Source organism: Arthrobacter sp. CP30, from assembly GCF_053470025.1.
This window is the reverse complement of record NZ_JBQEMM010000010.1, coordinates 74,784-101,067: the sequence shown is the minus strand read 5'-3', so window position 1 is coordinate 101,067 and position 26,284 is coordinate 74,784. Positions and strand designations below refer to the sequence as shown.

Below are 26,284 nucleotides of genomic sequence, written 5' to 3'. Positions count from 1 at the left end.
ACGGGTGGGTCCGGCGGCGCTGCCTGCCGGCCTCGATCCCTTAAAGACATCAGGTGGGGCCGTGAGCCCCACCTGACATCATACTGATCGCTTACTTCTGCCGGCCGAACGCCTTCTTGATGAGCAGCTCCTGCTCGATCGCGTGGTTCTTGGCCGATCCTGTGGCGGTCGAGGCCGAGGCCGGTCGGCTGGCGAGCCTGAGGGGCCGGTCCAGCTCCTGCGGCAGGTTCAGGCCGATGAACGGCCACGGCCCCTGGTTCGCCGGCTCGTCCTGTGCCCACACGAGCTCGGCATCGGGGTACGCGCCGACGGCGGCCCGGATCTCCTCGACGGGCAGCGGGTAGAGCTGCTCGACGCGGACGATGGCCGTCCGGTCGTCGTCGAGCTTCTGCCGTGAGGCCAGCAGGTCGTAGTACAGCCTGCCGGACACCATGATCACGCGCTCGACGTCCTTGCCCGCGGTTCCGAGCGTGTCGGGGATGACCGGGCGGAACGTGCCCTGCGTGAAGTCGTCGACCGAGCTCGCGGCACCCTTGAGGCGGAGCAGCTGCTTCGGCGTGAAGATCACCAGGGGCTTCCGCGGCCGGGTGTACGCGTGGCGGCGCAGCAGGTGGAAGTGGGACGCCGCGCTGCTGGGATTGGCGACCACCATGTTCTGCTCGGCGCACATCTGGAGGAACCGTTCGATCCGGGCGGACGAGTGGTCCGGCCCCTGCCCCTCGTAACCGTGCGGGAGCATGAGGACCAGCGAGGACCGCTGGCCCCACTTCTGCTCCGCCGAGCTGATGAACTCGTCGATGATCGTCTGCGCACCGTTGACGAAGTCGCCGAACTGCGCCTCCCAGATCACGAGTGCATCGGGCCGCTCCACGGAGTAGCCGTACTCGAAGCCCATCGCCGCGTACTCGCTGAGCAGCGAATCGTAGACCCAGAACTTCGCCTGGTCCTGGGCGAGGTCGTCCAGGGGCAGCCACTCGTGGCCCGTCGCGCGGTCGTGGAAGACCGCGTGGCGCTGCACGAAGGTGCCGCGTCGGGAGTCCTGGCCGGCGAGCCGCACGGGCACGCCTTCCATGAGCAGCGAGCCGAAGGCCGCGATCTCGCCGAAGCCCCAGTCGATGCCACCCTCGCGCGACATCTGCTCACGCTTCTCCAGGAGGGCCTTCAGCTTGGGGTGGACGGTGAAGCCGTCGGGGATCGAGGTGTGCGCGGCGCCGATGTGAGCCAGCGTCTCCGCGCTGATCGCCGTCTGCGGAGCATCGCCCGTGGCGCCGTCGGCCTGCTGGGCGTAGGGACGCTCGAGGTCGGACACGGCCTGGGGATCCTTCGTGACCACGGGGATCGGCGAGGTCTGTGCCGCGTGTGTCTCCGCGAACACGCGCTCGAGGCGTTCCTGGTAGTCACGGAGCGCCTGCTCCGCCTCCTCCTGCGTGATGTCCCCGCGGCCGATCAGCGCCTCGGTGTAGAGCTTGCGGACCGAGCGCTTCGCCTCGATGAGGTTGTACATCATCGGCTGCGTCATCGAGGGGTCGTCACCCTCGTTGTGCCCGCGGCGGCGGTAGCACACCATGTCGATGACGACGTCCTTGTTGAAGCGCTGACGGAACTGGTAGGCCATCTGCGCCACGCGCACCACGGCCTCGGGATCGTCCCCGTTCACGTGGAAGATCGGCGCCTGCACCATCTTCGCGACGTCCGTCGAGTACACGGACGAGCGCGACGACGTCGGGCTCGTGGTGAAGCCGACCTGGTTGTTGACGATCACATGGATGGTGCCGCCCGTGCGGTAGCCGCGCAGCTGCGAGAGGTTCAGGGTCTCCGCGACGACGCCCTGGCCCGCGAAGGCCGCGTCGCCGTGGATGAGGATCGGCAGCACGGGGAAGGTCTCGCCCTGGTCGAGCAGGTCCTGCTTGGCGCGGACGATGCCCTCGAGCACGGGGTCGACGGCCTCGAGGTGCGAGGGGTTCGCAGCCAGGTAGACCTTCGTCTCGTTGCCGGCGTCGGAGGTGAAGGTCCCCTCGGTGCCGAGGTGGTACTTCACGTCGCCGGACCCCTGGACGGAGCGCGGGTCCTGGGTGCCCTCGAACTCGCGGAAGACCTGCGCGTAGGTCTTGCCGGCGATGTTCGTCAGCACGTTCAGGCGGCCGCGGTGGGCCATGCCGATCGCGACCTCGTCGAGGCCGTCGTCCGCTGCTCCGGAGATGACGGCGTCGAGCAGCGGGATCAGCGACTCGCCGCCCTCGAGGGAGAAGCGCTTCTGCCCGACGAACTTCGTCTGCAGGAAGGTCTCGAAGGCCTCCGCGGAATTCAGCTTGTGCAGGATGCGCAGCTGCTCCTCGCGGCTCGGCTTGGAGTAGGGGTGCTCCAGCTCGTCCTGGAACCACTGCCGCTCGGTGGGGTCCTGCAGGTGCATGTACTCGATGCCCGTGGTGCGGCAGTAGGCATCGCGGAGGACGCCGAGCATGTCGCGGAACTTGAGCATCGGCTGGCCGCCGAAGCCGCCGGTCGGCCACTCGCGGTCGAGGTCCCACAGCGTCAGGCCGTGCGTGCGGATGTCGAGATCGGCGTGCTTGCGCTGCACGTACTCGAGGGGGTTCGTGTCCGCCATGAGGTGACCACGCACGCGGTAGGCGTGGATGAGCTGCTGGATCCGGGCGACCTTGTTGATCTGGTCCATCGGATCCACCTGGATGTCGGCACTCCAGCGCACCGGCTCGTAGGGGATCCGCAGCGACTCGAAGATCTCGTCGTAGAAGCCCTGCTCACCCAGCAGGAGCTGGTGGATGATCCGCAGGAACTCGCCACTGCCCGCGCCCTGGATGACGCGGTGGTCGTAGGTCGAGGTCAGCGTGATCGTCTTACTGATGGCGTGCTTGGCCAGGGTCTTCTCGCTCGAACCCTGGAACTCGGCGGGGTACTCGAGGGCGCCCGCTCCGATGATGCAGGCCTGTCCCTTGGAGAGCCGGGGCACGGAGTGCACCGTCCCGATCCCGCCGGGATTGGTAAGGGACACCGTGGTGCCGGCGTAGTCGTCGGCACCGAGCTTGCCCGCGCGGGCCTTCCTCACGAGGGCCTCGTAGGCGTGCCAGAACTCCGAGAAGTTCATGGTCTCGGCCTTCTTGATGTTCGGCACCACGAGCGAGCGCGTGCCGTCCGGCTTCGGCATGTCGATGGCGAGACCGAAGTTCACGTGCGCGGGCTGCACGGCGGACGGCTTGCCGTCGATCACGTCGTAGTAGACGTTCTGCGAGGGGAACTGGGCCAGCGCCCGGATGATCGCGTAGCCGATGAGGTGTGTGAACGAGACCTTGCCGCCCCGGGCGCGCGCGAGGTTGCTGTTGATGACCACGCGGTTGTCGATCAGCAGCTTCGCGGGGATGGCGCGGACGCTGGTCGCGGTCGGGACGGTGAGGCTGGCCTCCATGTTCGTGGCGATCGCCTTGGCGGGTCCACGCAGCACACTGACCTTGTTCTCGTCCATCTCGGCATTCCGGTCCGAGGCCGGGAGTTGCGCGGGGATGGGCTTTGCGGCGGACTTCTCCTCGCGGGAGGTCTCGGGCTTCCTGGCCGGTTCCTTCGCCACGGGAGGCTTGCCGCTCTCCTGCGTACTGGCCGGGCTCTCGCCCGACGCCTTGGGTGCGGGTGCCTCCGCCGTGACGACGGGGAGTTCCTTGGTCGGCGGATGGGCCGTCACCGACGATGTGGGGCTTCCGGCAGCAGGGGCCTGGGGCCTGGTCGACGCGGGTGCGGTCGCGGGATCGGCGGGCTTCGACGCCGAGGGGCGTCCGTTCTCCGCAGGCGCCGACTCCGCATCGAACGAATCGAAGAGCTCCCACCACTTCCGGTCGACCGAGTGGCGGTCCTTCTGGAACTGCTCGTAGAGTTCGTCAACAAGCCACTCGTTCCCGCCGAATTCTTCAGGTAACCGGTGGCTGGTCTGTTCTGGCACGTGTAAACGCCTCTTCCGTAAGTTGCCCTGAGCGCGGAGCGGTCGGCAGGATCGGCGCGAAGCCGTGTCCGGACCCTGTCCAAGTGTAGTGACAGGACTGACGAACAATCCAATCAGGCGCGTCGCCCGGGTACCCTCCCGGGCGGGTGCCGCGAACGGCCCGTGGGCGGTGCCCGGAGTGGGAGCGGCGCGGTCGACGCACTAGACTTTTTGCGGCCGTCCACGCGGTCGCTCAGCCCGCCGCTCACCCCGCCGTCGAGACAGGGACACCATGCGCTTCATCACCCCGCCCACCACCGATCTCACCTACTCGGACGTCTTCCTCGTTCCGTCCGCGTCCGAGGTCGTCTCCCGGTTCGACGTCGATCTCTCCTCCGATGACGGGACGGGCACCACCATCCCCCTCGTCGTCGCGAACATGACCGCGGTCACGGGGCGCCGCATGGTCGAGACGGTCGCGCGCCGCGGAGGTCTCGGGGTACTGCCGCAGGATGTGCCGACCGAGGTGATCGCGGAGGTCACGTCCTGGGTCAAGGAACGGCATCCCGTCTTCGAGACGCCGCTGAAGCTCCGTCCGGGCAGCACCGTGATCGACGCGCTGCACCTCATGTACAAGCGCGCGCACGGAGCGGTGCTCGTCGTCGACGACGGCGGGACCTGCGTGGGGGTGGTCAACGCGGCCGACTGCGAGGAGGTGGACCGGTTCGCCTCCCTCGAGTCCGTGATGCGACCCGCCCCGGCGGCGTTCGATGCGGCCCTGTTCGACGCCGACCCCGCGGCCGCGCTGCAGAAGGCGTTCGAGGACCTCGACGGTGCGCGCAGCTCGCTCGCGCCGGTGGTGCGCGACGGCGTCCTGCAGGGCGTTGTCACCCGCACCGGCGCACTCCGCTCCACCATCTACGATCCCGCGCTCGATGGAGCGGGGAGGTTGCGGGTGGCCGCGGCGGTGGGCATCAACGGGGACGTCGAGGCGAAGACGGCCGCCCTGCTGGATGCGGGTGTCGACGTGCTCGTCGTCGACACCGCCCACGGCCACCAGCGGAAGATGCTGGACGCGCTCGCGGTCGTGCGGGGACTGCATCCCACGGTGCCGATCGTCGCGGGCAACGTGGTCAGCGCCGAGGGAGTACGCGACCTCGTCGCGGCCGGCGCGTCGATCGTCAAGGTCGGCGTGGGCCCCGGTGCCATGTGCACCACCCGCATGATGACGGCCGTCGGCCGTCCCCAGTTCTCCGCGGTGTACGAGTGCGCCCGTGCCGCCGCCGACCTCGGCGCCCACGTATGGGCCGACGGGGGGGTGCGCCACCCCCGCGACGTCGCCCTCGCGCTCGCCGCGGGAGCCAGCCAGGTGATGATCGGTTCCTGGTTCGCCGGCACGTACGAGAGCCCCGGCGACCTGCAGACCGACAGCAACGGCCGGCGCTACAAGGAGAGTTTCGGCATGGCCTCGGCGCGGGCGGTCCAGAACCGGACACGGCGCGACGACGTCTTCGCCCGTGCCCGCAAGGGTCTGTTCGAGGAAGGCATCTCGACGTCCAAGATGTACCTCGACCCCGCCCGGCCCGGGGTGGAGGACCTGCTGGACATGATCACCGCCGGCGTGCGCAGCTCCATGACCTATGCGGGCGCCGCGTCCCTGGCCGAGTTCCGTGAGCGCGCCGTCGTCGGCGTGCAGTCGGCTGCCGGCTACGAGGAGGGCCGTCCGCTCCAGCAGAGCTGGTAGGGCGCGCGGGGCCGGTGGCCGGCACGGATCGGTGCGATCGCGGTCAGCGGAATCGCGTGTGGCGGAGAAGGGCGGAGCCGGTAAACTGGCCGTCTTATGGACAGTCCTTCTAGGGGCCGGCTCGACGCCGGCATCCCCTCTCTCCTTGCCCATGCGCTGTCCGGCCCGCAGGCCGGACCTCCCGCCGACGCGGACCACGGCCCGGTGCCACTGCCGACGGACGCCGCGGACCCCCTCAGACGGGGACCGCTGCGATCCCTGTCCCGCCCGACCGGGAAGGGGTAGCAGCGGTGGAATGGATCTATCTCGCCGCCGGCGTACTCCTCGTCCTCGGGACGGGATTCTTCGTGGCGGTGGAGTTCGCACTCGTCGCGCTCGACCAGACCTACGTCCAGCGGGCGGTCGACGACGGCGACACCAGGGCCGAACCGCTGCTCCGTTGCCTGAAGTCCCTCTCCACGCAGCTCTCGAGCTGCCAGCTGGGCATCACGATGACCACCCTGCTGACCGGTTACGTGATGGAGCCGTCCGTCGGGCGGCTCCTCGAGGGTCCGCTGACGTCCCTCGGGCTCTCGGAGGCGCTCGTGGCGTCCTCCTCGATCGTCATCGCGATGGTGCTCGCCACCCTGCTCTCGATGCTGATCGGCGAGCTCGTCCCCAAGAACCTCTCCATCGCCCTGCCGTTCCGGGTGGGCAAGGCACTCGCGCGGCCGCAGCTGCTGTTCACGGCGGTCTTCAAGCCGGCCATCGTCGTGCTCAACGGGTTCTCGAACCGGGTCCTCAACGTGTTCGGACTCGAGGCGAAGGAGGAGATCTCGGGCGCGCGCACGCCGTCCGAACTCTCGTCCCTGGTCCGTCGTTCCGCCGAGATGGGAACGCTCGACCAGTCCACCGCCACCTTCCTGGCACGCACCTTCAGCTTCTCCGAGCGCACGGCCGCGGACGTCATGACGCCGCGGATCCGCATGGAGGTCATCGACTCCGACCAGACGGTCGCCGATGTCGTCGAGGCCGCCCGGCGCACGGGCTACTCGCGGTTCCCACTCATCGGTGAGTCCGCCGATGACATCCGTGGCGTGGTCCACGTGAAGAAGGCCGTCTCCGTCCCCCGTCACAAGCGGGCCGACCTACCAGCAGGGACCATCATGACCGACGTGCTGCGCGTGCCGGAGACCGTCCACCTGGACTCGTTGCTCAGCGAACTCCGGGAGGCCAACCTGCAACTCGCCGTCGTGCTGGACGAATACGGCGGGACGGCGGGAGTCGCGACGCTCGAGGATCTCGTCGAGGAGATCGTGGGCGAGGTGAAGGACGAGCACGACAAGCTCAAGCCCGGTGTGCTCCAGAGCGCGGCCGGCGACTGGTTCTTCCCCGGTCTCATGCGACCTGACGAGGTCACCCTGCAGATCCCCGACCTCGTGGTGCCGGACGAGGCAGGGTACGAGACGGTCGCCGGGTTCATCCTCGCCGAACTCGGCCGCGTCGCCGAGGCGGGCGACGTCGTCAGCGTCCCGGCCGGGACGCTCACGGTCGAGCGCATGGACGGACGGCGGATCGACCGCGTCCAGTTCCGGCCGACGCCGGTCCAGGGACCGCCCGAGCCGGACGGATCCGACAGCGCCGCTGACGATGCCCCGGACCGCGCCGTCGTCCCCGAACACCGGCCGGTCACCGACGAGACGCGACCGCCACGCACCGGGACTCCCGCCCTCGCGGGGAGCACCTCCGACGGGAAGGACCACCGATGAGCGACTGGGCAGGGATCGTCTGGCTCGTCGTCCTCCTGATGGGCAACGCCTTCTTCGTCGGCGCCGAGTTCGCGGTGATGTCGGCACGCCGCAGCCAGATCGAGCCTCTGGCCGATGCAGGCTCGAAGCGGGCGCGCACCACCATCTGGGCGATGGAGCACGTGTCCCTCATGCTGGCCTGTTCCCAGCTCGGCATCACGGTGTGCTCGCTGCTCATCCTCCAGGTCGCGGAGCCGGCCATCCACCATCTGTTCGTGGTGCCGTTCGAAGCCGTCGGTGTTCCCGAGGGACTGGCCGACGGTGTGGCGTTCGCGCTGGCCCTGCTGCTCGTCACGTTCTTGCACGTCACGTTCGGGGAGATGGTGCCGAAGAACATCTCGGTGTCCGTCGCCGACAAGGCGGCGCTGCTGCTGGCGCCACCGCTCGTCATGATCGCCCGGATCGTCAACCCGGTGATCTCCTCCCTCAACTGGGCTGCGAACCATATCCTGCGAGCCATGAAGGTGGAACCGAAGGACGAGGTGTCCTCGACCTACACGCTCGAGGAGGTGCAGTCGATCGTCGAGGAGTCGACGAAGAGCGGCCTGGTCGACGACGAGTCCGGACTGATCACCAGCGCGCTCGAGTTCTCCGGGCAGACGGCCGAGACCACCATGATTCCCCTCACCGAGCTGGTGACGATCCGGACCGATGCGACGCCCGAGGACTTCGAGCGGGCCGTGGGCCGCACCGGTTTCTCGCGGTTCGTGATGGTGGACGAGCACGGCAACCTGACGGGATACATGCACCTGAAGGACATCATGTCCATGCCGCAGGCGATGTACCGCAGACCGATCACCGAGAACAAGGTCCGCACCCTCGCCAATCTCGCTCTCAGCGACGAGATCGAGGATGCGCTGGCCGTGATGCAGCGCACGGGCTCCCACGTGGCGCGCGTGCTCGGGTCCGACGGCGCGACCCGTGGCGTGCTGTTCCTCGAGGACGTGATCGAGCAGTTGATCGGCGAGATCCGCGATGCGACGCAGAACCATGGCGCGCGGCGATCGGGAGAGGGCGTCAACGGAACCGAGGCGACAGTCGCCTGACGGAGGGGTGGCTGAGTGCGACATGCGAACGGTTCGCGTGTCGGCTAGACTCGATTCGCTAACGTAAACAATTCTCAATAGCCCGATCGAGGTCCTTCATGCCTGCTGCCCGTCCTCTCGCCGTGACGGCCCTGCTCGCGGTGTCGGCCCTCGGCCTCACCGCCTGTGGAGCCGGGACCCCGGACGCCGGGTCCTCCGGGGCCGAGGGGGGTCTCTCGATCGTGACGTCGACGAACGTCTACGGGGACATCGCCGCGGTGGTCGGGGGCGACGACGTCGAGGTCACCTCGATCGTCGACAGCCTCAGCCAGGATCCGCACTCGTACGAGGCGACGGTGCAGGACAAGCTGTCCGTCTCCGAGGCGGACCTCGTGATCGAGAACGGGGGAGGGTACGACGCCTTCCTCGGCCGCCTCGCGGAGGAGACCGGGGTGGGGACGGTGCTGAACGCCGTCGACCTGTCGGGACTCGACGAGGCCGCCGGGACCGGGGAGCACGCCGACGAGGCGGAGGACGACCACGCCGACGGGGAGGACCACGGCCACGGCGCGTTCAACGAGCACGTCTGGTACGACCTGCCGGCCATGGTCACCCTGGCCGGTGCGATCGCGGATGAGCTCGGACGACTCGACGAGGTCAACGCCGACGCCTACCAGGAGCGCGCCGACGCCTTCGCGGCGGAGGTGCAGCCCGTTCAGGACCGCCTGGCCGCGTTGGCCGCCGAGAGGGCTGGCAGGGAGGTCGCGGTCACGGAACCCGTTCCCGTGTACCTGCTGGAGGCGGCTGGCCTCGAGAACGTCACTCCGGAGGGGTTCAGCGAAGCGGTCGAGGAGGAGTCCGACGTCCCGGTGGCTGCCCTGAACGAGATGAAGGACCTCGTCAGCGGTGGCCGGCTGGCCTTCCTTGCCTACAATGACCAGACCGAGGGATCGCAGACGGAAGCGGTCCGCTCGGCCGCTGACGGCGCCGGCCTCCCGGTGCTCGACTTCACCGAGACACTGCCCGACGGCGAGGACTACGTGTCCTGGATGACGGCCAACACGGACACCGTCGAGGCCGCCCTCGAGGGCTGAGGCCGTCAGACCGAGAAACCGGAGTGGTGGTCGGAACCCTCCACCGCCACCTCCACGACAGACTGGAAGCCGCCCCGCATGACCTCGACGTTGCCCCGGCAGAGCCCCTCCTCCCAGGGTGGGGATCAGCCGGCCATCAGCCTGCGCGGGGCAGCGCTCTCGTTCGGCGGCCGCACCCTGTGGAAGGGACTGGACCTCGACATCATGCCCGGGGAGTTCTTCGCCGTCCTCGGTCCGAACGGCTCGGGCAAGACCAGCTTCCTCAAGGTGCTTCTCGGTCTGCAGCAGCTCGACACCGGGACCGCGCTGATCGAGGGCCGGCCCATCGCCCGCGGCAGCCGGACCCTCGGGTACATCCCGCAGCAGAAATCCTTCCCGCCGGACACGCCGCTGCGGGCCAGGGACCTCGTGGGCCTCGGCGTGGACGGGCACCGCTGGGGTGTCCGGCTGCGCAGCAGCGCCTACAACGCGCGGGTCGACCGGCTCCTGCGCGACGTCGGGGCCGAGACGTACGCGGACGCGCCGGTCGGACTGCTGTCCGGCGGCGAGCAGCAGCGACTCCGCGCAGCGCAGGCGCTGGCCTCGGATCCGGCCGTCCTCCTGTGCGACGAGCCGTTGCTCTCGCTCGACCTGCACCATCAGCAGGCGGTCAGCTCGCTCATCAACCGGCAGAGCCATGAGAAGAACAGCGCCGTGGTCTTCGTGACCCACGAGATCAACCCCGTCATCGAGTACGTGGACCGGGTGCTCTACCTGGCCGACGGCGAGTTCCGGGTGGGCACGCCCGAGGAGGTCATGACGGGCGAGGTTCTGTCGGACCTCTACAACAGCCCCGTGGAGGTCCTGCACAGCAACGGCCGCATCATCGTCGTCGGCCTTCCGGACGCCACCACGCACCACCACGAAAGCGCCTAGCCCATGGATCTCCAGGACGTCATCAGCGCAGTCTTCACCTTCGACAACTACGCCCAGCTCCTCCCGCTCGTCAGGAACTCACTGATCGCGGGAGCCGTGCTGGGACTGCTCGGCGGACTCATCGGCACCTTCGTGATGATGCGCGACCTCGCGTTCGCCGTGCACGGGATCGCTGAACTGTCCTTCGCCGGCGCCGCCTTCGCCCTGCTGGTCGGGGCGAACGTGGTGGCGGGTTCCCTCGTCGGGTCCGTCCTCGCCGCCCTCACCCTGGGACTGATGGGCATCCGGGCGCGCGACCGCAATTCGATCATCGGCGTCGTCATGCCGTTCGGTCTGGGGCTCGGCATCCTCTTCCTCGCGCTCTACGAGGGGAGGGCAGCCAACAAGTTCGGACTGCTGACCGGGCAGATCGTCTCCGTCGACGATGTGCAGCTGAACCTCCTGGTCGGATGCGCCGTCGTCGTGATGCTCGCGCTGGCCGCGATCTGGCGTCCCCTGACCTTCGCCAGTGCCGACGCGGATCTCGCGGAGGCACGCGGTGTGCCCGTCCGCGGGCTGTCGATCCTCTTCATGGTGCTGCTCGGGGTCTCGGTGGCCCTCTCCATCCAGGTGGTCGGGGCGCTCCTGGTGCTGGCCCTGCTCATCACGCCTGCGGCCGCCGCCCTCAAGGTCACCTCGGCCCCCGGCCTGGTGGTGCTGCTCAGCGTGAGCTTCGCCTGCGTCTCGGTGGTGGGCGGAATCCTCCTCGCCCTGGGCGGACGCATCCCCATCAGCCCGTACGTCACGACGATCTCGTTCGCCATCTACCTCGCATGCCGTGTCATCTCGTCGAGGAGGTCGCGGCGGGGATCACGTCGGGGCACGGCGGGTGCGGAGCCGGGCCGGGGTGTCAGGCGTCCTGCGAGCGCTCCGGCTGGCTGACGGCGTCCGCGATCGCCTGCTCCATGCTGCGGAGGAAACGGGTGACCGTCTCGGTCTCCTCGCTGGTCAGTCCGTCCGCTGCTGCCAGCACGCCCTGCTTCTCGATGTCGAACGCCGAGCGGAACTCGTCGGTGGCACGCTCACCGGGCTCGAGGATCACCGCACGTCGATCGACCGGATGCCGGCGACGACGGATGAAACCGGCCTTCTCGAGCCTGTCGATCACGAGCGTGGTGGACGCACTCGAGATTCCCAGCGCGAGAGCGAGATCCTTGGGGCTCGCACCCTGGTCCCGGTGCCAGACGGAGAGCAGGTAGCGCAGGGCTCCGAGGTCCGTCTCGTTGATGCTGAGCCGCTGGCTGAGGCGTCGCCGAAGGCCGCTCTCCACGTTCCGGTAGGCGCGCAGGGCGTTCAGGACGTCTACGCCCGTGGCTGCCTCCGCGGTGGTCCCTTCTCCTGACGGCGGGTACCAGTATCCTGCTCCCTGCCGTGCGTCCGAAGGTTTCATGGTGACAGTTTAGACCATCTAGTAGTCAATCTCTCTAGGGAGGTCCCGGGACCACCAGCGCTCGGTTCGACGGCCAGGCGTTCTGACGGGGGAGGGCCTACGCGGCACCGTCCGCCGCGGTCATGCCGGACATGGCGGCGCCGAGCCGCAGGAGGAACCGGTGGATCGTGGCGCAGTCCCGGGCAGGGAGAGCAGCGGCGACACCCATCATCCGTTCGTGGAGGACGCCCATCGTGGACCGTACCTCGTCGTCGGTGGTGGCTGTCGGCCAGATCTCGATGGCCCGCCGATCGGTGGCGCTGCGCCGGCGTTCGGCGTGGCCGCTCTTCTCGAGCCGGTCGACGAGGACCGTGGTGGCGGCCGAGGAGATCTCGAGCTGCCGGGCCAGCGCCGCTGCGCTGAGCGGTGTGCCGGTCCGGCCGGCCCGGAGCATCAGGCGGAGGGCCGTCATGTCCGTCTTCCCGAGATGCATCGAATCCCTGCTCGTTCCGCGCATGGACCCCTCGGCGTCGCGGTATCGGCGGACGGCCTCGATCAGGTCCGCGAGGGCACCTGCGTCGGCAGGATCGCCGGGTGCGGGGGACTGCGGGCGGTCGCCGCTGGGGCCGGAGCTGCCGGAGGACATCACCGTTCAAGGATAATCGACGGTGCCGACACGGTCAGCGGGAAGATCTCCGCCGCGGTAGACGCAGCAGGGCGGCTCATCGGGTCGCGCCGACGTCCCGACGCCTATCGGACGCCAGCTGCCGCAGCAGTGCACTCGGGGCATAGTCCGTAGATCTCCACCGTGTGGGCGGCATCCGTGAAGCCGTGCTCGGCCGCGACCCGTGTGGCCCACTGCTCGACGGCAGGGGCTTCGATCTCGACGGTCCTGCCGCAGTTCCTGCAGAGCAGGTGGTGGTGGTGGTGCTCGACGGCGCAGCGCCGGTACACCGCTTCGTTGTCACCGTTCCGCAGGACGTCCACCACGCCGTCGTCGGCCATGGACTGGAGGATCCGGTAGGTGGTGGCCAGGGAGACCGACTCGCCGCGGTCGTGCAGGAGCCGGTGGAGCTCCTGCGTGCTCAGGAAGTCGTCGAGCTCGTCCAGTGCAGCGCTCACGGCGCGCCGCTGGCGCGTCACCCGTTGCTCGGGGGCCTTGCGGCCGGTCGGAGCAGCTTCGGCATCCGGTCCCGTGCCCGTCCCGGTGTTCCGCGCCGTGCGCGGTCCCTGCTCGTGAGCAGCCTTCCGCGCTGCCGCGGATGTCGCCTCGGGCGTCATGTCCTCCCTTTCCCGCGGGCACTCGGGTGCCCTGGACCAGAGTCAAGATTATCAGCGTGGGCGCGAGTAGTCTGAGGCCATGAAGCTCACCAAGTACTCCCACTCGTGCGTCCGGTTCGAGCAGGACGGCGCCGTCCTCGTCGTCGACCCCGGCACCTTCTCGGAGGTCGAGGAGGCTCTGCAGGGTGCCACCGCTGTGCTGATCACCCACGAGCATCCCGACCACATCGCGCTGGACCGCGTGGTGGCGGTCCTCCAGGCCGACCAGGGGATCGAGCTCTGGGCACCGCAGTCGGCGGCGGACGCGGTGGTCGCGGCACTGGGGGAGGGCTCGGAGGAGCGCGTCCACGCCGTGGGCGGTGGCGAGGAGTTCACTGCGGCCGGCGTCCCCGTCAGGACCTACGGGGGGCAGCACGCGCTGATCCACCCCGTCATCCCGATGATCGCCAATGTCGGCTACCTGATCGGCGGATCCGTCTACCATCCGGGCGACTCGCTGATCGTCCCCGACGGCATCGGGGTGCAGACGCTCCTGGTCCCGGTGCATGCGCCCTGGTCGAAGCTGTCCGAGGTGGTGGACTTCGTGACCTCCGTGCGGGCGGCGCGTGCCTACCAGATCCATGACGGGCTCCTCAACGAGGCCGGCCTCGGCATGGTCGAGGGCCAGGTCACCCGGCTGGGGGCGCCCTACGGCACCGAGTTCCGCCACCTCGACGTGCGGGAGAGCGTCGAGGTCTGACGGACGCAGGCCGCTGCGTGTCCCTCAGGACGCGTCGTGCGGCCACCGGCCGGTGGCGAAGAACGATTCCAGCACGGCCGCTGGTTCCGCGGGGTCCAGGCCCTTGCGCCTGAGCCAGGCGTCGTCGTCGTACGTCGCCGTGTACCGGTCGCCGGAGTCGCACATCAGGGACACGATGCTCCCGGTCCGTCCGTCGGCGACGAGGTCGGCCACGAGTTGCCAGACTCCCCAGAGATTCGTCCCGGTGGACGGTCCGGCGTGCAGGCCGGTGAGCGCCCGCAGGTGGCGGGCCGCGGCGACGGAGGCCGCATCCGGTACCTGGATCATCGCGTCGATCACGGAGGGGACGAAGCTCGGTTCCGGACGGGGCCTGCCGATCCCCTCGATGCGTGACGGACGGCCGCCGGGCGTCGATCCCGGGTGCGCCCACGCCGGGTAGAAGGCCGACCCCTCGGGATCGACGACGGCCAGCCGCGTGGGGTGGCGATGGTAGCGCAGGTATCGCCCGATCGTGGCGCTCGTTCCGCCCGTGCCCGCTCCCACCACGATCCACGCGGGCAGCGGGTGCGGTTCGAGGGAGAGCTGGTCGAAGATGGACTCGGCGATGTTGTTGTTCCCCCGCCAGTCGGTGGCACGCTCCGCATAGGTGAACTGGTCCATGTAGTGTCCGCCCGTCTCGCGGGCGACCGTCTCGGCGACGGCGTAGACGTCGGAGGCGTGCTCGACGAACCGGCAGGTGCCGCCGTACTGCTCGATCAGGGCGATCTTCTCGCGGCTCGTGGTCGCCGTCATCACGGCGACGAACGGGAGGCCGAGGAGCTGCGCGAAGTAGGCCTCGGAGACGGCGGTGGAGCCGCTGGAAGCCTCCACGATGGTGGTCCCCTCCGTGATCCAGCCGTTGACCAGGCCGAACAGGAACAGGGACCGGGCGAGGCGGTGCTTGAGGCTGCCCGTGCGGTGCGTCGACTCGTCCTTGAGGTAGACCTGGACGCCCCATTCCTCGGGGAGGGGGACGGCGAACAGGTGCGTGTCCGCGGAGCGGTTGCCGTCCGCCTCGATGCGGCGCACGGCGTCGTCGGACCACGATCTGTCGGCGGCGCTGAACCTGGGCATGATGCCAGCCTACAAGCCGTGCCAGGGCCGTCCTGCAGGTCCGGCGTGGGCTTCTTGGAGCGGGGACGGCGGTGTGGTGGACTGGCCTGCATCAGGACCGGCCGCGGTGACCACCGCAGGTCCGGTCGCCCGTCCCGACAGGAGATCTCGATGAAGACTCTGATGGATGTGCAGGACCTGCAGGCCCGGATGACCTCCGGTGCGCAGACGATCCTGCTCGATGTGCGCTGGTCCCTGGGTGACCCCCACGGACACGAGCACTACCGCGCAGCCCACATACCCGGTGCCGTGTTCGTGGACCTGGAGACGCAGCTGTGCGCACCCGGCGGGCCCGGCCTCGGCCGCCATCCGCTCCCGGATGCCGACGCGCTCCAGGAAGCTGCACGCCAGTGGGGACTCAACGACGGCGACACCGTGGTCGCCTACGACGCGTCCGGGAACCTCGCGGCGGCCCGGCTGTGGTGGCTCCTGCGGGACGCGGGCTTCACCTCCGTCAGCCTGCTCGACGGCGGTCTGACCGCCTGGCGTGCCGCCGGGTTCGACGTCGAGGGCGGGGAGGAGCGCCACTGCGTGGGGAACGTGCACCTCTCCACCGGGCGGATGCCGGTGGTCGACGTGCCGGACCTCGTGGATGCGGCGCTGGTCGACGTGCTCCTCGATGCCCGCGCCGCGGAACGCTTCCGGGGCGAGCTGGAACCGGTCGATCCCCGGGCGGGCCACATCCCGGGTGCCATCAGCGCTCCGACCACCGAGAACCTCGGGGAGGACCGGCGCTTCCGGCCGGCAGCGGAGCTCCGCCGCCGTTTCGATGCCCTGGGCGCCGACCGGGGGAGGGTCGCCGTCTACTGCGGATCGGGGATCACCGCCGCCCACCAGATCGCCGCGCTCGAGATCGCGGGCATCGACGCCGCACTGTTCCCCGGCTCGTGGTCGCAATGGTCGACCACGGAGGGGCTTCCGGTCGCCACGGGCGCCTGACCGCGGGCGGACCGGGCGGGGCGGGTGCCGACGGCGACACTCGTCCCGCCCGTCCACTCCTGTGTCGTGGAGGCGCACAGGACACGACGCCGCAGCGCAGTCGCCGCGGCACGGTCGTCGCTGCACGTTCTCCGCTGCACAGTCGCCGCGGCACGGTCGACCCCGGCCGTGCCGCGTCCCGCGTGGTGGATCGCAGCTGCGCCGCGCGGTAGCGTCCTCCGTATGAACCCGGGACGCCCCGCTCCACCGCCACTGCGCGGTCCCGTCCGCCTGCCGGAGCGCCAGGGCAGTGCTCCGACCGCCGCACCACCAGGAGTCCCCATGACCACGCTCTTCACGAAGATCATCGACGGCGAGATCCCCGGCCGCTTCGTCTGGCAGGACGACGACGTCGTCGCCTTCCTGACGATCGCGCCCATCACACCGGGCCACACGCTGGTCGTGCCACGCCAGGAGATCGAGCACTGGCTGGAAGCCGACACCGACACGCTCGCGAAGGTCATGACGGTCGCCCAGACGATCGGGAAGGCGCAGCAGTCGGCCTTCGGTGCGCAGCGCGTCGGCGTCCTCCTCGAGGGCTACGAGGTGCCGCACCTGCACGTCCACGTGTGGCCCACGCAGTCACCGGCGGACTTCGACGTGAAGAAGGTGGACCTCGCCGTGAAGCCGGAGGCCATGGACCAGCACGCCGAGACCCTGCGCCAGGCGCTGCGCGACGCCGGTCACGGGGAATCGGTCCCCGTGTGACGGGCCTACCGCGCGGCAGCCATCGCCTCGTTGAGGGCGGTCCTGATCCGCTTCTCGGACACGGAGTACGCGGTACCGAGGTCCTGCGCGAACAGGCTGACGCGTAGCTCCTCGGTCATCCAGCGCACGTGGCGGAGGCTCTCGGGCCGGTGCCGCCCGGCCGCGAGGGACGCCACGGCGTCGTCGTACTCGTCCTCCAACCGCTGCACCGTCGCCAGGCCGAGGCCGTCGCGCTGGACGTTCGTGGGCAGCTTCTCCAGACGGACCTCGATGGCCCGGAGGTAGCGCGGCAGGTGCGCGAGCTGCGCGTACCCCGTCGCCGCGACGAACCCCGGATACACGAGGTGCTCCAGCTGGCTGCGGATGTCGTTCAGGGCCGTGATCAGCGCGAGGCTCGTGGTGCCCCTGAGCTGCTTCTGGATCCGTCGCGTACTGGCGAGGATCTTCTCCACGGTGGCCGTGACGGTGAAGACCGTGTCGATCAGCTCGGCCCGCACCTCCTCGTACAGTCGGTCGAACGCCTCGTCGGTCCAGGGCAGGTCCTCGGGGACGAGCTTGTCGATCGCGGCCAGCGAGCAGTCACGGATGAGTTCCGCGACACTCCCGTGCGGGTTCTGGCTGAACGTGAGCTTCTCCGTGTTGCTGAGGTGCTCCAGCACGTACTTCGCCGGACTCGGGATGCGCAGGGACAGGAGCCGGATGATCCCGGCGCGCATCACCGTGGCCTGCTCGCCCGGCGTGGGGAAGACCCGGAGACCCACGGTGGCACCCTCGTCCACGAGCGCCGGGAAGCCCGTGATGCGGTGGCCGGCGACCGTTCGCGAGACCTCGCGCTCGATGCTGCCGAAGACCCAGGCCTTCTCCCCGGTGCGCTCCGCCACCGCCGGGGCCTCCGCGACGGCGACCCCGCCCCTCACGGCTCCCGCGGCGACGTCGGGGACGTCCCGCGAAGCGGGTGTCCGGGCATCCCGGCCGTCGGTGCGCGCCGGTCCGTGGCGGGCGTCGTCGCGCCCCAGCGGACCGGTGCTCCCGGTACCCCGCCCGTCGTCCGCCGTGCCGCCGGCACCCCTGCCACCGCGTCGGGGGCCGCGGGAGGTTCCCTCCCGCCGCGTGCTGCCCGGTGTGGCACCGAGCGACTGCGCGATGGCGCGGCTGACCGCCGGGGCCAGGGACTCCCTCAGGGCCTCGAGATCGCGGGACTCGTCGAGGACCCGGCCGTCGGCGTCGACGATGCGGAACATCATCAGCAGGTGCGCCGGGACGGTCGACCAGTTCCACGAGCCCGGCGGGATGATGTGTCCGCGCAGGCGGCGCAGCGCGAGCTCGAGCGACGTCTCGAGATCGTCCCCCGCCGGGTCGAAGTCGGACGCCAGGGCGGCGACGGTGGACCGGGCGACGTCCGGGGCCGGCACGAAGTTCTTCCGCACCTGCTTCGGCAGGGACTTGATGAGGGCCGTGACGAGCTCGACGCGCTGTCCGGGGATCTGCCAGCGGAAGGGCTTCGGATCGAGCTGGTTGAGGAACAGCACAGGGATGGTCACGGTGACGCCGTCGTGCGCGCCCGGGGTGAGGGGCGAGAACTCGTAGGTGAGCGGAAGCTCGAACCCCGCCTGGTGCCAGACGGTCGGGAAGGCCGTCTCGTCGAGCTCCGTGGCGTCGTCGGCGAGCAGCTGCTCCGGATCGAAGTCGAGCAGGTCCGGGGACTCGTGGCGTGCCTTCTTCCACCATGCGTCGAAGTGGCGCTCCGATACGACGTCGGCGCCGATGCGCTGGTCGTAGAACTCGAAGAGCGTCTCGTCGTCGACCCGCAGGTCCCGCCGCCGCAGGCGGTTCTCCAGCTCCTCGATCTCTCCCAGCCGGGCCTGGTTGCGGCTGAAGAACGTGTGGTGCGTCTTCCAGTCGCCCTCGACGAGGGCATGCCGGATGAAGAGCTCGCGGGCCACCTCGCGGTCGATCCGCCCGTAGTTGATGCGCCGCTGCGGCACGATCGGCACGCCGTAGAGCGTCACCTTCTCGTAGGCCATGACCGAGCCCATCTTCCGGGACCAGTGCGGCTCGCTGTAGGTGCGCTTCACGAGGTGCGGGGCCACCTGCTCGGCCCACAGGGGATCGATCCGGGCGACGACCCGCGCCCAGAGCCGGGAGGTCTCGACGAGTTCGGCGGCCATCACCCAGTCCGGCGACTTCTTGAACAGGGCGGACCCCGGGAAGACGGCGAAGCGTGTCCCGCGGGCGCCCGCGTACTCGCGCTTGCGCTGGTCGTAGAGACCGATGTTGCTCAGCAGTCCCGATAGCAGGCTGACGTGGATCTGCTCGTGCAGGCCCACCGGGTCCACGGGTCCCGCGGGCAGGGTGATGCCGAGGGGTTTGGCCAGCTGGCGCAGCTGCTGGAACAGGTCCTGCCACTCCCGGACGCGGAGGTAGTTGATGAACTCGGCGCGGCACAGCTTGCGGAACTGCGTCGAGGACAGCTCGTCCTGCTTCTCCTGCAGGTACCGCCAGAGGTTGAGGTACGCCGTGAAGTCCGAGTTCTCGTCCACGAAGCGCTTGTGCTTCTCGGCGGCCTGCTGCTGCTTGGCGGGCTGGTCCGCGGACGGCCGCTCGCGGGGGTCCTGGATGGTCAGGGCCGCCGCGAGCACCATGACCTCCTTGACGGCACCGCGGGCACCGGCTTCCACGATCATGCGGCCCAGCCGCGGGTCCACGGGGAGCTGGGCGAGCTTGCGCCCGACGGCGGACAGACTGCCGTCGTCCTTCAGGGCGCCGAGCTCACGCAGGAGCGCGACGCCGTCGTTGATCGCCTTCGTCTCGGGCGGTTCCACGAACGGGAACTCCGCGATGTCCTTCGGACTCCGCGTGACGCCCATGGCGGCCATCTGCAGGATGACGGCGGCGAGGCTCGTGCGCAGGATCTCCGGCTCGGTGAAGGGCCGGCGGGAGGCATAATCCTCCTCCGAGTAGAGGCGGATGGCGATACCGTCCGAGACGCGGCCGCTGCGGCCCGAGCGCTGGTTCGCCGACGCCTGCGAGACGCGCTCGATCGGCAGTCTCTGCACCTTCGTCCGGTGGGAGTACCGGGAGATGCGCGCAGTCCCGGTGTCGATGACGTACTTGATGCCGGGCACCGTCAGGGAGGTCTCGGCGACGTTGGTCGCGAGGACGATCCTCCGGTGGCTGCCCGTCGGGCGGAAGACGCGGTGCTGCTCCTCGAGGGAGAGCCGCGCGAACAGGGGAAGCACCTCGGTCCCGCGGAGTCGCTGCGTCGCCTGGATCCGGGCGCGGAGAGCATCGGCGGCATCGCGGATCTCGCGCTCCCCGGAGAAGAACACGAGGATGTCGCCGGGAGCCTCGAGGGAGAGTTCGTCGACGGCGTCGCAGACCGCGTCGAGCGGATCGCGCTCCTCCTCGAGTTCGCTGTCCGCGCCACCGTCCCCGTCGTCGAGCCCGCCCGGCGGCTGGTCGAGCGGCCGGTACCGGATCTCGACGGGATACGTGCGCCCGGAGACCTCGATGATCGGGGCGGGCGAGGTGTTCTCCACGGCGGCGTCGGCGGCGAAGTGCGCGGCGAAGCGCTCCGGGTCGATGGTCGCCGAGGTGATGATGACCTTGAGGTCCGGGCGCTCCGGCAGGATGCGCCTGAGGTAGCCGAGGATGAAGTCGATGTTGAGGCTGCGCTCATGGGCCTCGTCGATGATGATCGTGCTGTACTTCCGCAGCATGCGGTCGTGCTGGATCTCGGCGAGCAGGATGCCGTCCGTCATCAGCTTGATCTTCGTCTTCCGGCCCACGGAACCGGTGAAGCGGACCTGGTACCCGACCTCCTCGCCGAGCGGCACCTGCAGTTCCTCCGCGATGCGTTCGGCGACGGTGCGGGCGGCGAGGCGCCGCGGCTGGGTGTGGCCGATCAGCCCGTTCTCGGCGAGTCCCAGTTCGAGGCACATCTTCGGGATCTGCGTCGTCTTCCCGGAACCGGTCTCGCCGGCGATGATGGTGACCTGGTTGGCCGCGATGGCGGCCATGATGTCTGCCCGGCGGTGCGAGACGGGGAGGTCCGCGGGGTAGGAGAGTGTCAGTGCCATAGTTGCCTGCCAGTCTAGTTCCTCGCGTCCGCCCGGTGTCGGGCGTTCACCGAGGGCTGCGGCTCCCACCCTCCGCGTCAGGACTCCGTGGCAGCCCCGGCGGACCGCCGCAGCCGGTCCGCGACGACGGCCACGCGCTCGCGCATCTCCGGAGGTTCGAGCACCACGAAGTCGATGTCCCAGCTCGCGAGGTAGGCCAGCGGGAAATCCAGCGAGTCGAAGCCGGCCCTCAGCAGGGTGTGGTCCTCGCCGTCGGCCTCGAGGGTCCCTGTGCTCGAGGGCACGCGGGCCTCGAGCTCGGGGAGGGGTGCGCTGAAGCGGATCACGGCGTCGTAGGAGTAGGGGGAGCGCGTGATGGACTGCTGGACGTAGGCGGCGAGGTCGGCGGCCGGCAGCGGGCGCGGGACGAAGCGGTCGCGGGCCACCGGCACGCTCTGGCACCGGTCCACGCGGAACGTCCGCCAGTCCTCGCGCGAGCGGTCGTAGGCGACGAGATACCACCGACGGCCGGTGTCGACGAGCCGGTAGGGCTCGACGACGCGGCGGGACGACTCGCCGTCGTGCCGGTCGTAGCGGAAGGCCACGCAGCGCCGCTCCGTGATCGCCGCGGAGAGAGACGTCAGCACCTCGGGATTCACCGGCGTGCTCGCGGCGGCCATGCGCGTGACGGCTGAGCGGAGACCCGAGAACCGCGGGCGGAGGCGCGGCGGGAGGACCTGCTCGAGTTTCGTGAGCGCACGGACGGACGCCTCCCCGACCCCGGAGACAGGGCTCGCCGTCACGGCGGTCAGACCGATCGCGACGGCGAGCGCCTCGTCGTCGTCGAGCAGGAGGGGAGGCAGCTGCGCGCCGGCACCCAGCTGGTAGCCGCCCGCGACACCGGGGGAGGCGTTGATCGGATAGCCGAGCGTGCGCAGCTTCCCGATATCCCGGCGGACGGTCCGCTCCGTGACGTCCATGCGCTGGGCGAGCGCCGGTCCGGTCCACTCGCGCCGCAGCTGCAGGAGCGAGAGGAGCTGCAGCAACCGGGCCGAGGTCTCGATCATGCTCCAAGGGTACGGCGACGTGCGGTCAGCACCTGTCCGCATTATCCGGCGGTGCCCCACGGGCAGCCGCCCGGGCCGCCTGCTGCCCGCGACCTACGGACGGGACCGCTGCGGTGGCCGCCGTCCGATGAGCCAGCAGCACCAGGCGACCAGCGCGGCGACGCCGACGAGGACGAGCGGGAGGCTGGACCCGGCGTCGTCGACGAGCAGCGCGAGGACGGCCAGCGGCTGCGCGACCGCCTGCACGCGCAGGAAGGACACCCCGAGGAGGCGGAGGGCGGACAGGCTGATCCAGCCGCGCAGCGGCAGGTGCACCAGCAGGAGGTCCAGGACGAAGACCGCGTGCAGGCCGGCGGCGAAGACCAGGAGCCACGGTGAGCCGGCCGGCATGTTCACGGCGTACGCGACGATGAGCAGGAGCAGGGTGAGCACCGTGAGCCCGATCGACGGGAGGATCGCTGCGCCCGCGGCCACCACGACGGGCAGGACGATCCAGCCGCTCCCGTTCCAGACGAGGGCGCCGAGGAGGACGGCGATGAGAGCTGCGGCGCTGCGCACGGTCCACAGGGGCACGAGCCCGCGGCGATCCGGCACCGCGGGGGTGCCGACGTGCGTCGCCCGGCGTGCCCCGGCCAGGGGCCACCTCACGGCCGCACCCCCGGAGGGCGGCCACGGCGGGCGAGGAGGCGGAAGCCGGTCGGGAGGGACAGGTCGGGACCGACCGCAAGATCGGCCTGGCGCGCCGGTCGGTCCCGACCGGACGGAGCTGTCGTGCCGGACGCCGCAGGGGGTGCTGCCATCCGGTCCCGGTCGGCCAGGAGTCCCTCCACCACGGAGCCGTCCACCACGGCGATGCCGTCCCGGCGCAGGTCCTCGAGGAGGAGGCGACGCCGCAGCAGGGTCAGCCGCACGGTCCTCTCCTGCGCCGGCGTGGCCTCGGTCCGTTCCAGCACAGGGACGCAGTCGACCCCGATCACCACGTGCCCCCGGGCGTGCCAGAGCTTCAGCAGGCGTCCCGGTTCGGAGTCCAGGAACGCGGACAGCACCACGACGACGGCGCCCTGCGGCGGCACGGGATCGCGCCGTCGCCGTCGGCGGGGAACCACCCCGGTGGCCGCCAGGCGGGCGCGGACCTGCTCGAGGTGCCGGGCGCCCGAGGCCGTGCGCAGCGCGCGGCGCGTCCCGCCGAGATCGTCCAGTCCCACGCGGTCGCCGGCCGCCAGGTACGATGCCGCGATCGTCGCCGCCGCCGTCCTGGCACCGTGCAGCGATCCCGTCACCAGCCGGGGTGATCCCGCCGCGAACCAGTCGGAGGTCGACGCGGGCAGGTCGTGTCCCTGGTCGATCACGAGCAGGACCGAGGCCTCGGCGTCGGCGAAGGATCGGCGGACCATCAGGCGGTCCTGGTCGGTCGAGCGGCGCGCGGTGGAGCGCCAGTCGATCCGCCGGAGCTGGTCACCGGGCTCGAGGGGCGCGATGGTCCTCAGCTCCGCTCCCTCCCCGGGACGCCTCGAACCGTGCGTGCCGGCCAGGCCGACGAGTCGACGCGAGACGGGCCGCGCGAGCAGGGACCCGATGGGAGGGAGGATGCTGACGCGGACGGGTGGCGCCGGGTGGAAGGCGGACGCGTGCGTGAGATCCGGGCTGAGGCCGAGGGTCCCGTAGGACAGGATCTCGACCTCGCCCGACAGCGGTCCGTCTGCGAGCACCGGGCATTCCTCGCCCTCCCTGAGCACCAGGACGTCGGGGGCGCAGCCGGGCGCTGCGAGGACGGCTGCGACCAGGCTGGTGCGCGGCGTCCCGGAGTCGGTGCCGGGCGGTGCCAGCAGCAGCCGCAGGCGACCGCCCTGCTGCTGCCCGCGTCGATCGAGGGAGAAGGACGGATGCACCGTCCTGCGCACCTGGGCCCTGCGTCCGGCGAGGGCGAGGAGCGCGAGCGGCGCACCCAGTGCCACGGTGTCCGGCCGTCCCGACACCAGTCCGGAGAGCACACACACCAGGGCGAGGATCACGGCGAGGGCCCACCCGGGGGAGCGGCCGCCCGGAGTGTCAGCCACGGTGCGCGCCCCGCCCGCCCTCGATCCCGCCCTCGATCACGCTCTCGTCCACGGTCCCACGGTGCACGGTCGGAGGTGTCGGGACCTCGGCGAGGACGTCCTGCACCACCTTCTCCGTCGCCAAACCCTGCGCCCAGGCCGACGGCGTGAGCGTGAGCCGGTGCGCGAGCACGGCCACGGCGCCTTCCTTCACGTCCTCGGGGAGCACGAAGGCGCGGCCGTCGAGCACGGCCAGAGCCCTGCCGAGCAGCACGAGCGCCTGTGAGCCGCGGGGCGATGCCCCGACCTCGACGGCCGGGTGGGTGCGCGTCGCGGCGGTGAGGCGCACGGCGTAGTCGATGACGTCGTCGTCCACCAGCACCGACTCGACGGCGGCCTGGAGGTCCAGCAGTCCGTCCGCGGTGGTCACGCTCTCCACGAGGGTCTCGTCGCGCCGGCGTGCCAGGCGACGCGCGATGATGTCCTGTTCGCCGCCCCCACCGGGATAGCCGAAGCGCAGCCGGACCATGAAGCGGTCCAGCTGTGCCTCGGGCAGCGGGTAGGTGCCCTCGAACTCGATGGGGTTGGACGTCGCGAAGACATGGAACGGGCGCCGCAGCGGGAGGGTGATGCCCTCGGCCGAGACCTGTGCCTCCGCCATGGCCTCCAGCAGCGCCGACTGCGTCTTCGGCGAGGTCCGGTTGATCTCGTCGGCGAGGAACAGCCCGGCGAAGATGGGCCCCGCCCGGAACTCGAACTCGCGCGTGGCCGGGTTGAAGATCGACGAACCGGTGACGTCCGAGGGCAGCAGGTCAGGCGTGAACTGGAGGCGCCGGAAGTCGAGGCCGAGCGCCTGCGCGAGCGTCTTGGCCGCGAGGGTCTTGCCGAGTCCGGGCAGGTCCTCGAAGAGGACGTGTCCCCCCGCGAGGACGGCCGCGAGGGCCAGGCGCAGGGCGCCCCCGGCGCCGACGACGACGGTGGCGGTGCGCTCGATGACCTGCGCGCCGATGCGGGCTGCCTCGTCGGCGCCGATGCGGCGTCCGTGGTCGCCGGAACTGCGGGCGGTGTCTGCTGCGGTCATCGGGTCTCCTGGGAGTTGTTCGAGGGCGACGGCGCGGCATCCGTGGCACGCGGCGAGAGGACGATCCGCTCCAGCTCGTCGGCGAGGGAGCGCAGGGTGCGGTGGTCGAGGGGTGCGGGCTGGGACTGTGCGACGAAGGCGTCGAAGGACGGGCTCCTCGGCACGTCGGGACGGGCACGGGCGGCGTCGGCGGCCAGCCCGTGGACCTCGAGGACGGCACGCATCCCGGGGTCCGCCGAGGAGAGCGAGAACTCCAGCGCCTGGATCTCCGCGAGGCCACGGACGGGGACGGGCAGTGGCGTCAGCCGGGCCCGGGGGACGTCGACCGCGTCGAGGAGGCCGTTGGCGATGCCTGCCGCGAAGGCCGCGCCGACCAGCACCACGGCGTGCCGGGGATCGAGCCCGAAGAACCAGGCGGAGACGCCCGCGAGGACCACGAGGACAGCCGTGACCGCCGAGGCCGAGCGCTTCACCGCGCAGGACCGGTGCGGGCTGCGACGGCGGCGGACAGTGCCCGGACGCAGGCCAGCGCCAGCTCGCGGTCCGCGGCGTCGAGGTGCGCACCCGCCGCGCCGGGTGCGGTCATCCCGGGGTCGGTGGCGTCGGGGTGCGGACCCGACGCGCTGAATCTCGCCCGCTGGTAGAGACGGTTCAGGGCGGTGAGCGGCCGGGGCGGTAGATCGAGGGCGGACGCGGCGGCGGCGGCGAAGTCGGAGGTGGTCTGCGCGGGAGTCCGGCCCACGCCCGCTGCCGCGCACAGGTCCTCGAAGGCGAGCCAGCAGCGGATCACCGCGTCCGAGGTGTCTGCACTGTCCGTGAGGGCGCGTTCGGCGTCCTCGGTCCATGAAGGGAGCACGTCGTCGACGAGGCCGGGCGATCCGGCCTGCTGCAGGCCGGTCGGCTCGGGGCTGCCGTCACGCTCCGGGCGCCGCCTGATGCGCAGGAGCAGCCGGACGAGGAGGGCGAGGCTGATCATGACGAGGAGGAGGATCGCACCCGCCGCGGTGTCGCCGCTGATGATCAGCCGCTCGGCGTCCGGGACCGGTTCCGCGGGGCCACTCACGGCTGGTGTGGGTTCGGCGGTGCTCTCCTGCGCGGCGGTGGTGACGGGCGCGTCGATGACCGGCTGGGCCGTCAGCCGGCCCATGAAACCGGCGGCGACCACCGCGAGGACGAGGACGACGACGGTGAGGAGCGTAGGTGCGTCCACGCGGGGATGCGAATGCCGCGACCTGCGCTTCGTCCCCACGATTCCCCCGCCGGTCGGTGCTGGTGCAGCCCCGGGG

At 70.6% G+C, this 26,284-nt stretch carries 21 protein-coding genes; 9 read left to right on the top strand and 12 right to left on the bottom strand.

What is annotated here, in order from left to right:
- Positions 1 to 91: 91 nt before the first annotated feature.
- On the bottom strand, positions 92 to 3,946 hold the full coding sequence (locus ACTIMO_RS13530) for a multifunctional oxoglutarate decarboxylase/oxoglutarate dehydrogenase thiamine pyrophosphate-binding subunit/dihydrolipoyllysine-residue succinyltransferase subunit (RefSeq protein ID WP_448182733.1): 3,855 nt from the start codon (positions 3,944 to 3,946) through the stop codon (positions 92 to 94).
- A gap of 271 nt (positions 3,947 to 4,217) precedes the next feature.
- Between ACTIMO_RS13530 and guaB1 the strand changes: the two genes are divergently transcribed.
- The 6 genes from guaB1 (at position 4,218) to ACTIMO_RS13500 (ending at position 11,411) form a co-directional block, all read left to right on the top strand.
- Positions 4,218 to 5,669: a GMP reductase gene (guaB1, locus tag ACTIMO_RS13525; RefSeq protein ID WP_448182732.1), complete on the top strand. Its 1,452-nt coding sequence runs from the start codon at positions 4,218 to 4,220 to the stop codon at positions 5,667 to 5,669.
- A 290-nt stretch (positions 5,670 to 5,959) separates the two neighbouring features.
- A complete protein-coding gene (locus ACTIMO_RS13520; protein WP_082471625.1) occupies positions 5,960 to 7,417 on the top strand; it encodes a hemolysin family protein in 1,458 nt (485 codons plus the stop codon).
- Positions 7,414 to 8,502 (top strand): hemolysin family protein, encoded by a 1,089-nt coding sequence (locus ACTIMO_RS13515; RefSeq protein WP_422390100.1) that lies wholly within the window; start codon positions 7,414 to 7,416, stop codon positions 8,500 to 8,502. Before ACTIMO_RS13520 ends, ACTIMO_RS13515 begins: the two co-directional genes overlap by 4 nt.
- A 98-nt stretch (positions 8,503 to 8,600) precedes the next feature.
- A complete protein-coding gene (locus tag ACTIMO_RS13510) occupies positions 8,601 to 9,575 on the top strand; it encodes a metal ABC transporter solute-binding protein, Zn/Mn family (RefSeq protein WP_448182731.1) in 975 nt (324 codons plus the stop codon).
- A gap of 78 nt (positions 9,576 to 9,653) precedes the next feature.
- Positions 9,654 to 10,490, top strand: coding sequence for a metal ABC transporter ATP-binding protein (locus ACTIMO_RS13505; protein ID WP_422390098.1), 837 nt, complete (start codon positions 9,654 to 9,656; stop codon positions 10,488 to 10,490).
- Between the two features lie 3 nt (positions 10,491 to 10,493).
- Positions 10,494 to 11,411 carry a metal ABC transporter permease gene (locus ACTIMO_RS13500; RefSeq protein ID WP_055773078.1) on the top strand — a complete coding sequence of 306 codons (918 nt, stop codon included), beginning with the start codon at positions 10,494 to 10,496 and terminating at the stop codon, positions 11,409 to 11,411.
- Here the strand turns inward: ACTIMO_RS13500 and ACTIMO_RS13495 are convergent.
- From ACTIMO_RS13495 to ACTIMO_RS13485, 3 genes are all read right to left on the bottom strand, one after another.
- Positions 11,380 to 11,919 (bottom strand): MarR family winged helix-turn-helix transcriptional regulator, encoded by a 540-nt coding sequence (locus ACTIMO_RS13495; RefSeq protein ID WP_055773075.1) that lies wholly within the window; start codon positions 11,917 to 11,919, stop codon positions 11,380 to 11,382. The genes ACTIMO_RS13500 and ACTIMO_RS13495 overlap by 32 nt on opposite strands.
- Positions 11,920 to 12,016: 97 nt before the next feature.
- Positions 12,017 to 12,544 (bottom strand): MarR family winged helix-turn-helix transcriptional regulator, encoded by a 528-nt coding sequence (locus ACTIMO_RS13490; RefSeq protein ID WP_448182730.1) that lies wholly within the window; start codon positions 12,542 to 12,544, stop codon positions 12,017 to 12,019.
- A gap of 104 nt (positions 12,545 to 12,648) precedes the next feature.
- Complete coding sequence (locus tag ACTIMO_RS13485) at positions 12,649 to 13,179, bottom strand: Fur family transcriptional regulator (protein WP_422390094.1); 531 nt, start codon at positions 13,177 to 13,179, stop codon at positions 12,649 to 12,651.
- A 79-nt stretch (positions 13,180 to 13,258) separates the two neighbouring features.
- Here ACTIMO_RS13485 and ACTIMO_RS13480 point away from each other — a divergent pair, with 79 nt between their 5' ends.
- On the top strand, positions 13,259 to 13,918 hold the full coding sequence (locus ACTIMO_RS13480; protein ID WP_448182729.1) for an MBL fold metallo-hydrolase: 660 nt from the start codon (positions 13,259 to 13,261) through the stop codon (positions 13,916 to 13,918).
- Between the two features lie 24 nt (positions 13,919 to 13,942).
- Here ACTIMO_RS13480 and ACTIMO_RS13475 read toward each other — a convergent pair whose 3' ends face one another.
- Positions 13,943 to 15,031: a PLP-dependent cysteine synthase family protein gene (locus ACTIMO_RS13475; protein WP_422390092.1), complete on the bottom strand. Its 1,089-nt coding sequence runs from the start codon at positions 15,029 to 15,031 to the stop codon at positions 13,943 to 13,945.
- A gap of 150 nt (positions 15,032 to 15,181) precedes the next feature.
- Here ACTIMO_RS13475 and ACTIMO_RS13470 point away from each other — a divergent pair, with 150 nt between their 5' ends.
- Both ACTIMO_RS13470 and ACTIMO_RS13465 read left to right on the top strand, forming a co-directional pair.
- Positions 15,182 to 16,009 carry a sulfurtransferase gene (locus tag ACTIMO_RS13470; RefSeq protein ID WP_055773058.1) on the top strand — a complete coding sequence of 276 codons (828 nt, stop codon included), beginning with the start codon at positions 15,182 to 15,184 and terminating at the stop codon, positions 16,007 to 16,009.
- A gap of 321 nt (positions 16,010 to 16,330) precedes the next feature.
- Entirely contained in the window at positions 16,331 to 16,756 is a 426-nt protein-coding gene (locus ACTIMO_RS13465) for an HIT family protein (protein ID WP_422390090.1), read from the top strand.
- A 5-nt stretch (positions 16,757 to 16,761) separates the two neighbouring features.
- On the opposite strand, the gene hrpA is transcribed toward ACTIMO_RS13465, so the two are convergent.
- The 7 genes from hrpA to ACTIMO_RS13430 all read right to left on the bottom strand — a co-directional run bounded on the left by hrpA (position 16,762) and on the right by ACTIMO_RS13430 (position 26,208).
- A complete protein-coding gene (hrpA, locus tag ACTIMO_RS13460; protein WP_448182728.1) occupies positions 16,762 to 20,835 on the bottom strand; it encodes an ATP-dependent RNA helicase HrpA in 4,074 nt (1,357 codons plus the stop codon).
- A 77-nt stretch (positions 20,836 to 20,912) separates the two neighbouring features.
- Positions 20,913 to 21,881: a helix-turn-helix transcriptional regulator gene (locus ACTIMO_RS13455; RefSeq protein ID WP_448182727.1), complete on the bottom strand. Its 969-nt coding sequence runs from the start codon at positions 21,879 to 21,881 to the stop codon at positions 20,913 to 20,915.
- 93 nt (positions 21,882 to 21,974) lie between these two features.
- Positions 21,975 to 22,529, bottom strand: coding sequence for a hypothetical protein (locus tag ACTIMO_RS13450; protein WP_448182726.1), 555 nt, complete (start codon positions 22,527 to 22,529; stop codon positions 21,975 to 21,977).
- Entirely contained in the window at positions 22,526 to 23,938 is a 1,413-nt protein-coding gene (locus ACTIMO_RS13445; protein WP_448182725.1) for a DUF58 domain-containing protein, read from the bottom strand. Before ACTIMO_RS13445 ends, ACTIMO_RS13450 begins: the two co-directional genes overlap by 4 nt.
- Positions 23,931 to 24,998: an AAA family ATPase gene (locus ACTIMO_RS13440; RefSeq protein WP_448182724.1), complete on the bottom strand. Its 1,068-nt coding sequence runs from the start codon at positions 24,996 to 24,998 to the stop codon at positions 23,931 to 23,933. The genes ACTIMO_RS13445 and ACTIMO_RS13440 overlap by 8 nt, the downstream gene beginning before the upstream one ends.
- Positions 24,995 to 25,471 carry a hypothetical protein gene (locus ACTIMO_RS13435; protein ID WP_448182723.1) on the bottom strand — a complete coding sequence of 159 codons (477 nt, stop codon included), beginning with the start codon at positions 25,469 to 25,471 and terminating at the stop codon, positions 24,995 to 24,997. The genes ACTIMO_RS13440 and ACTIMO_RS13435 overlap by 4 nt, the downstream gene beginning before the upstream one ends.
- Positions 25,468 to 26,208, bottom strand: a complete 741-nt coding sequence (locus tag ACTIMO_RS13430; RefSeq protein ID WP_422390084.1) for a DUF4129 domain-containing protein — start codon at positions 26,206 to 26,208, stop codon at positions 25,468 to 25,470. Before ACTIMO_RS13430 ends, ACTIMO_RS13435 begins: the two co-directional genes overlap by 4 nt.
- Positions 26,209 to 26,284 lie beyond the last annotated feature (76 nt).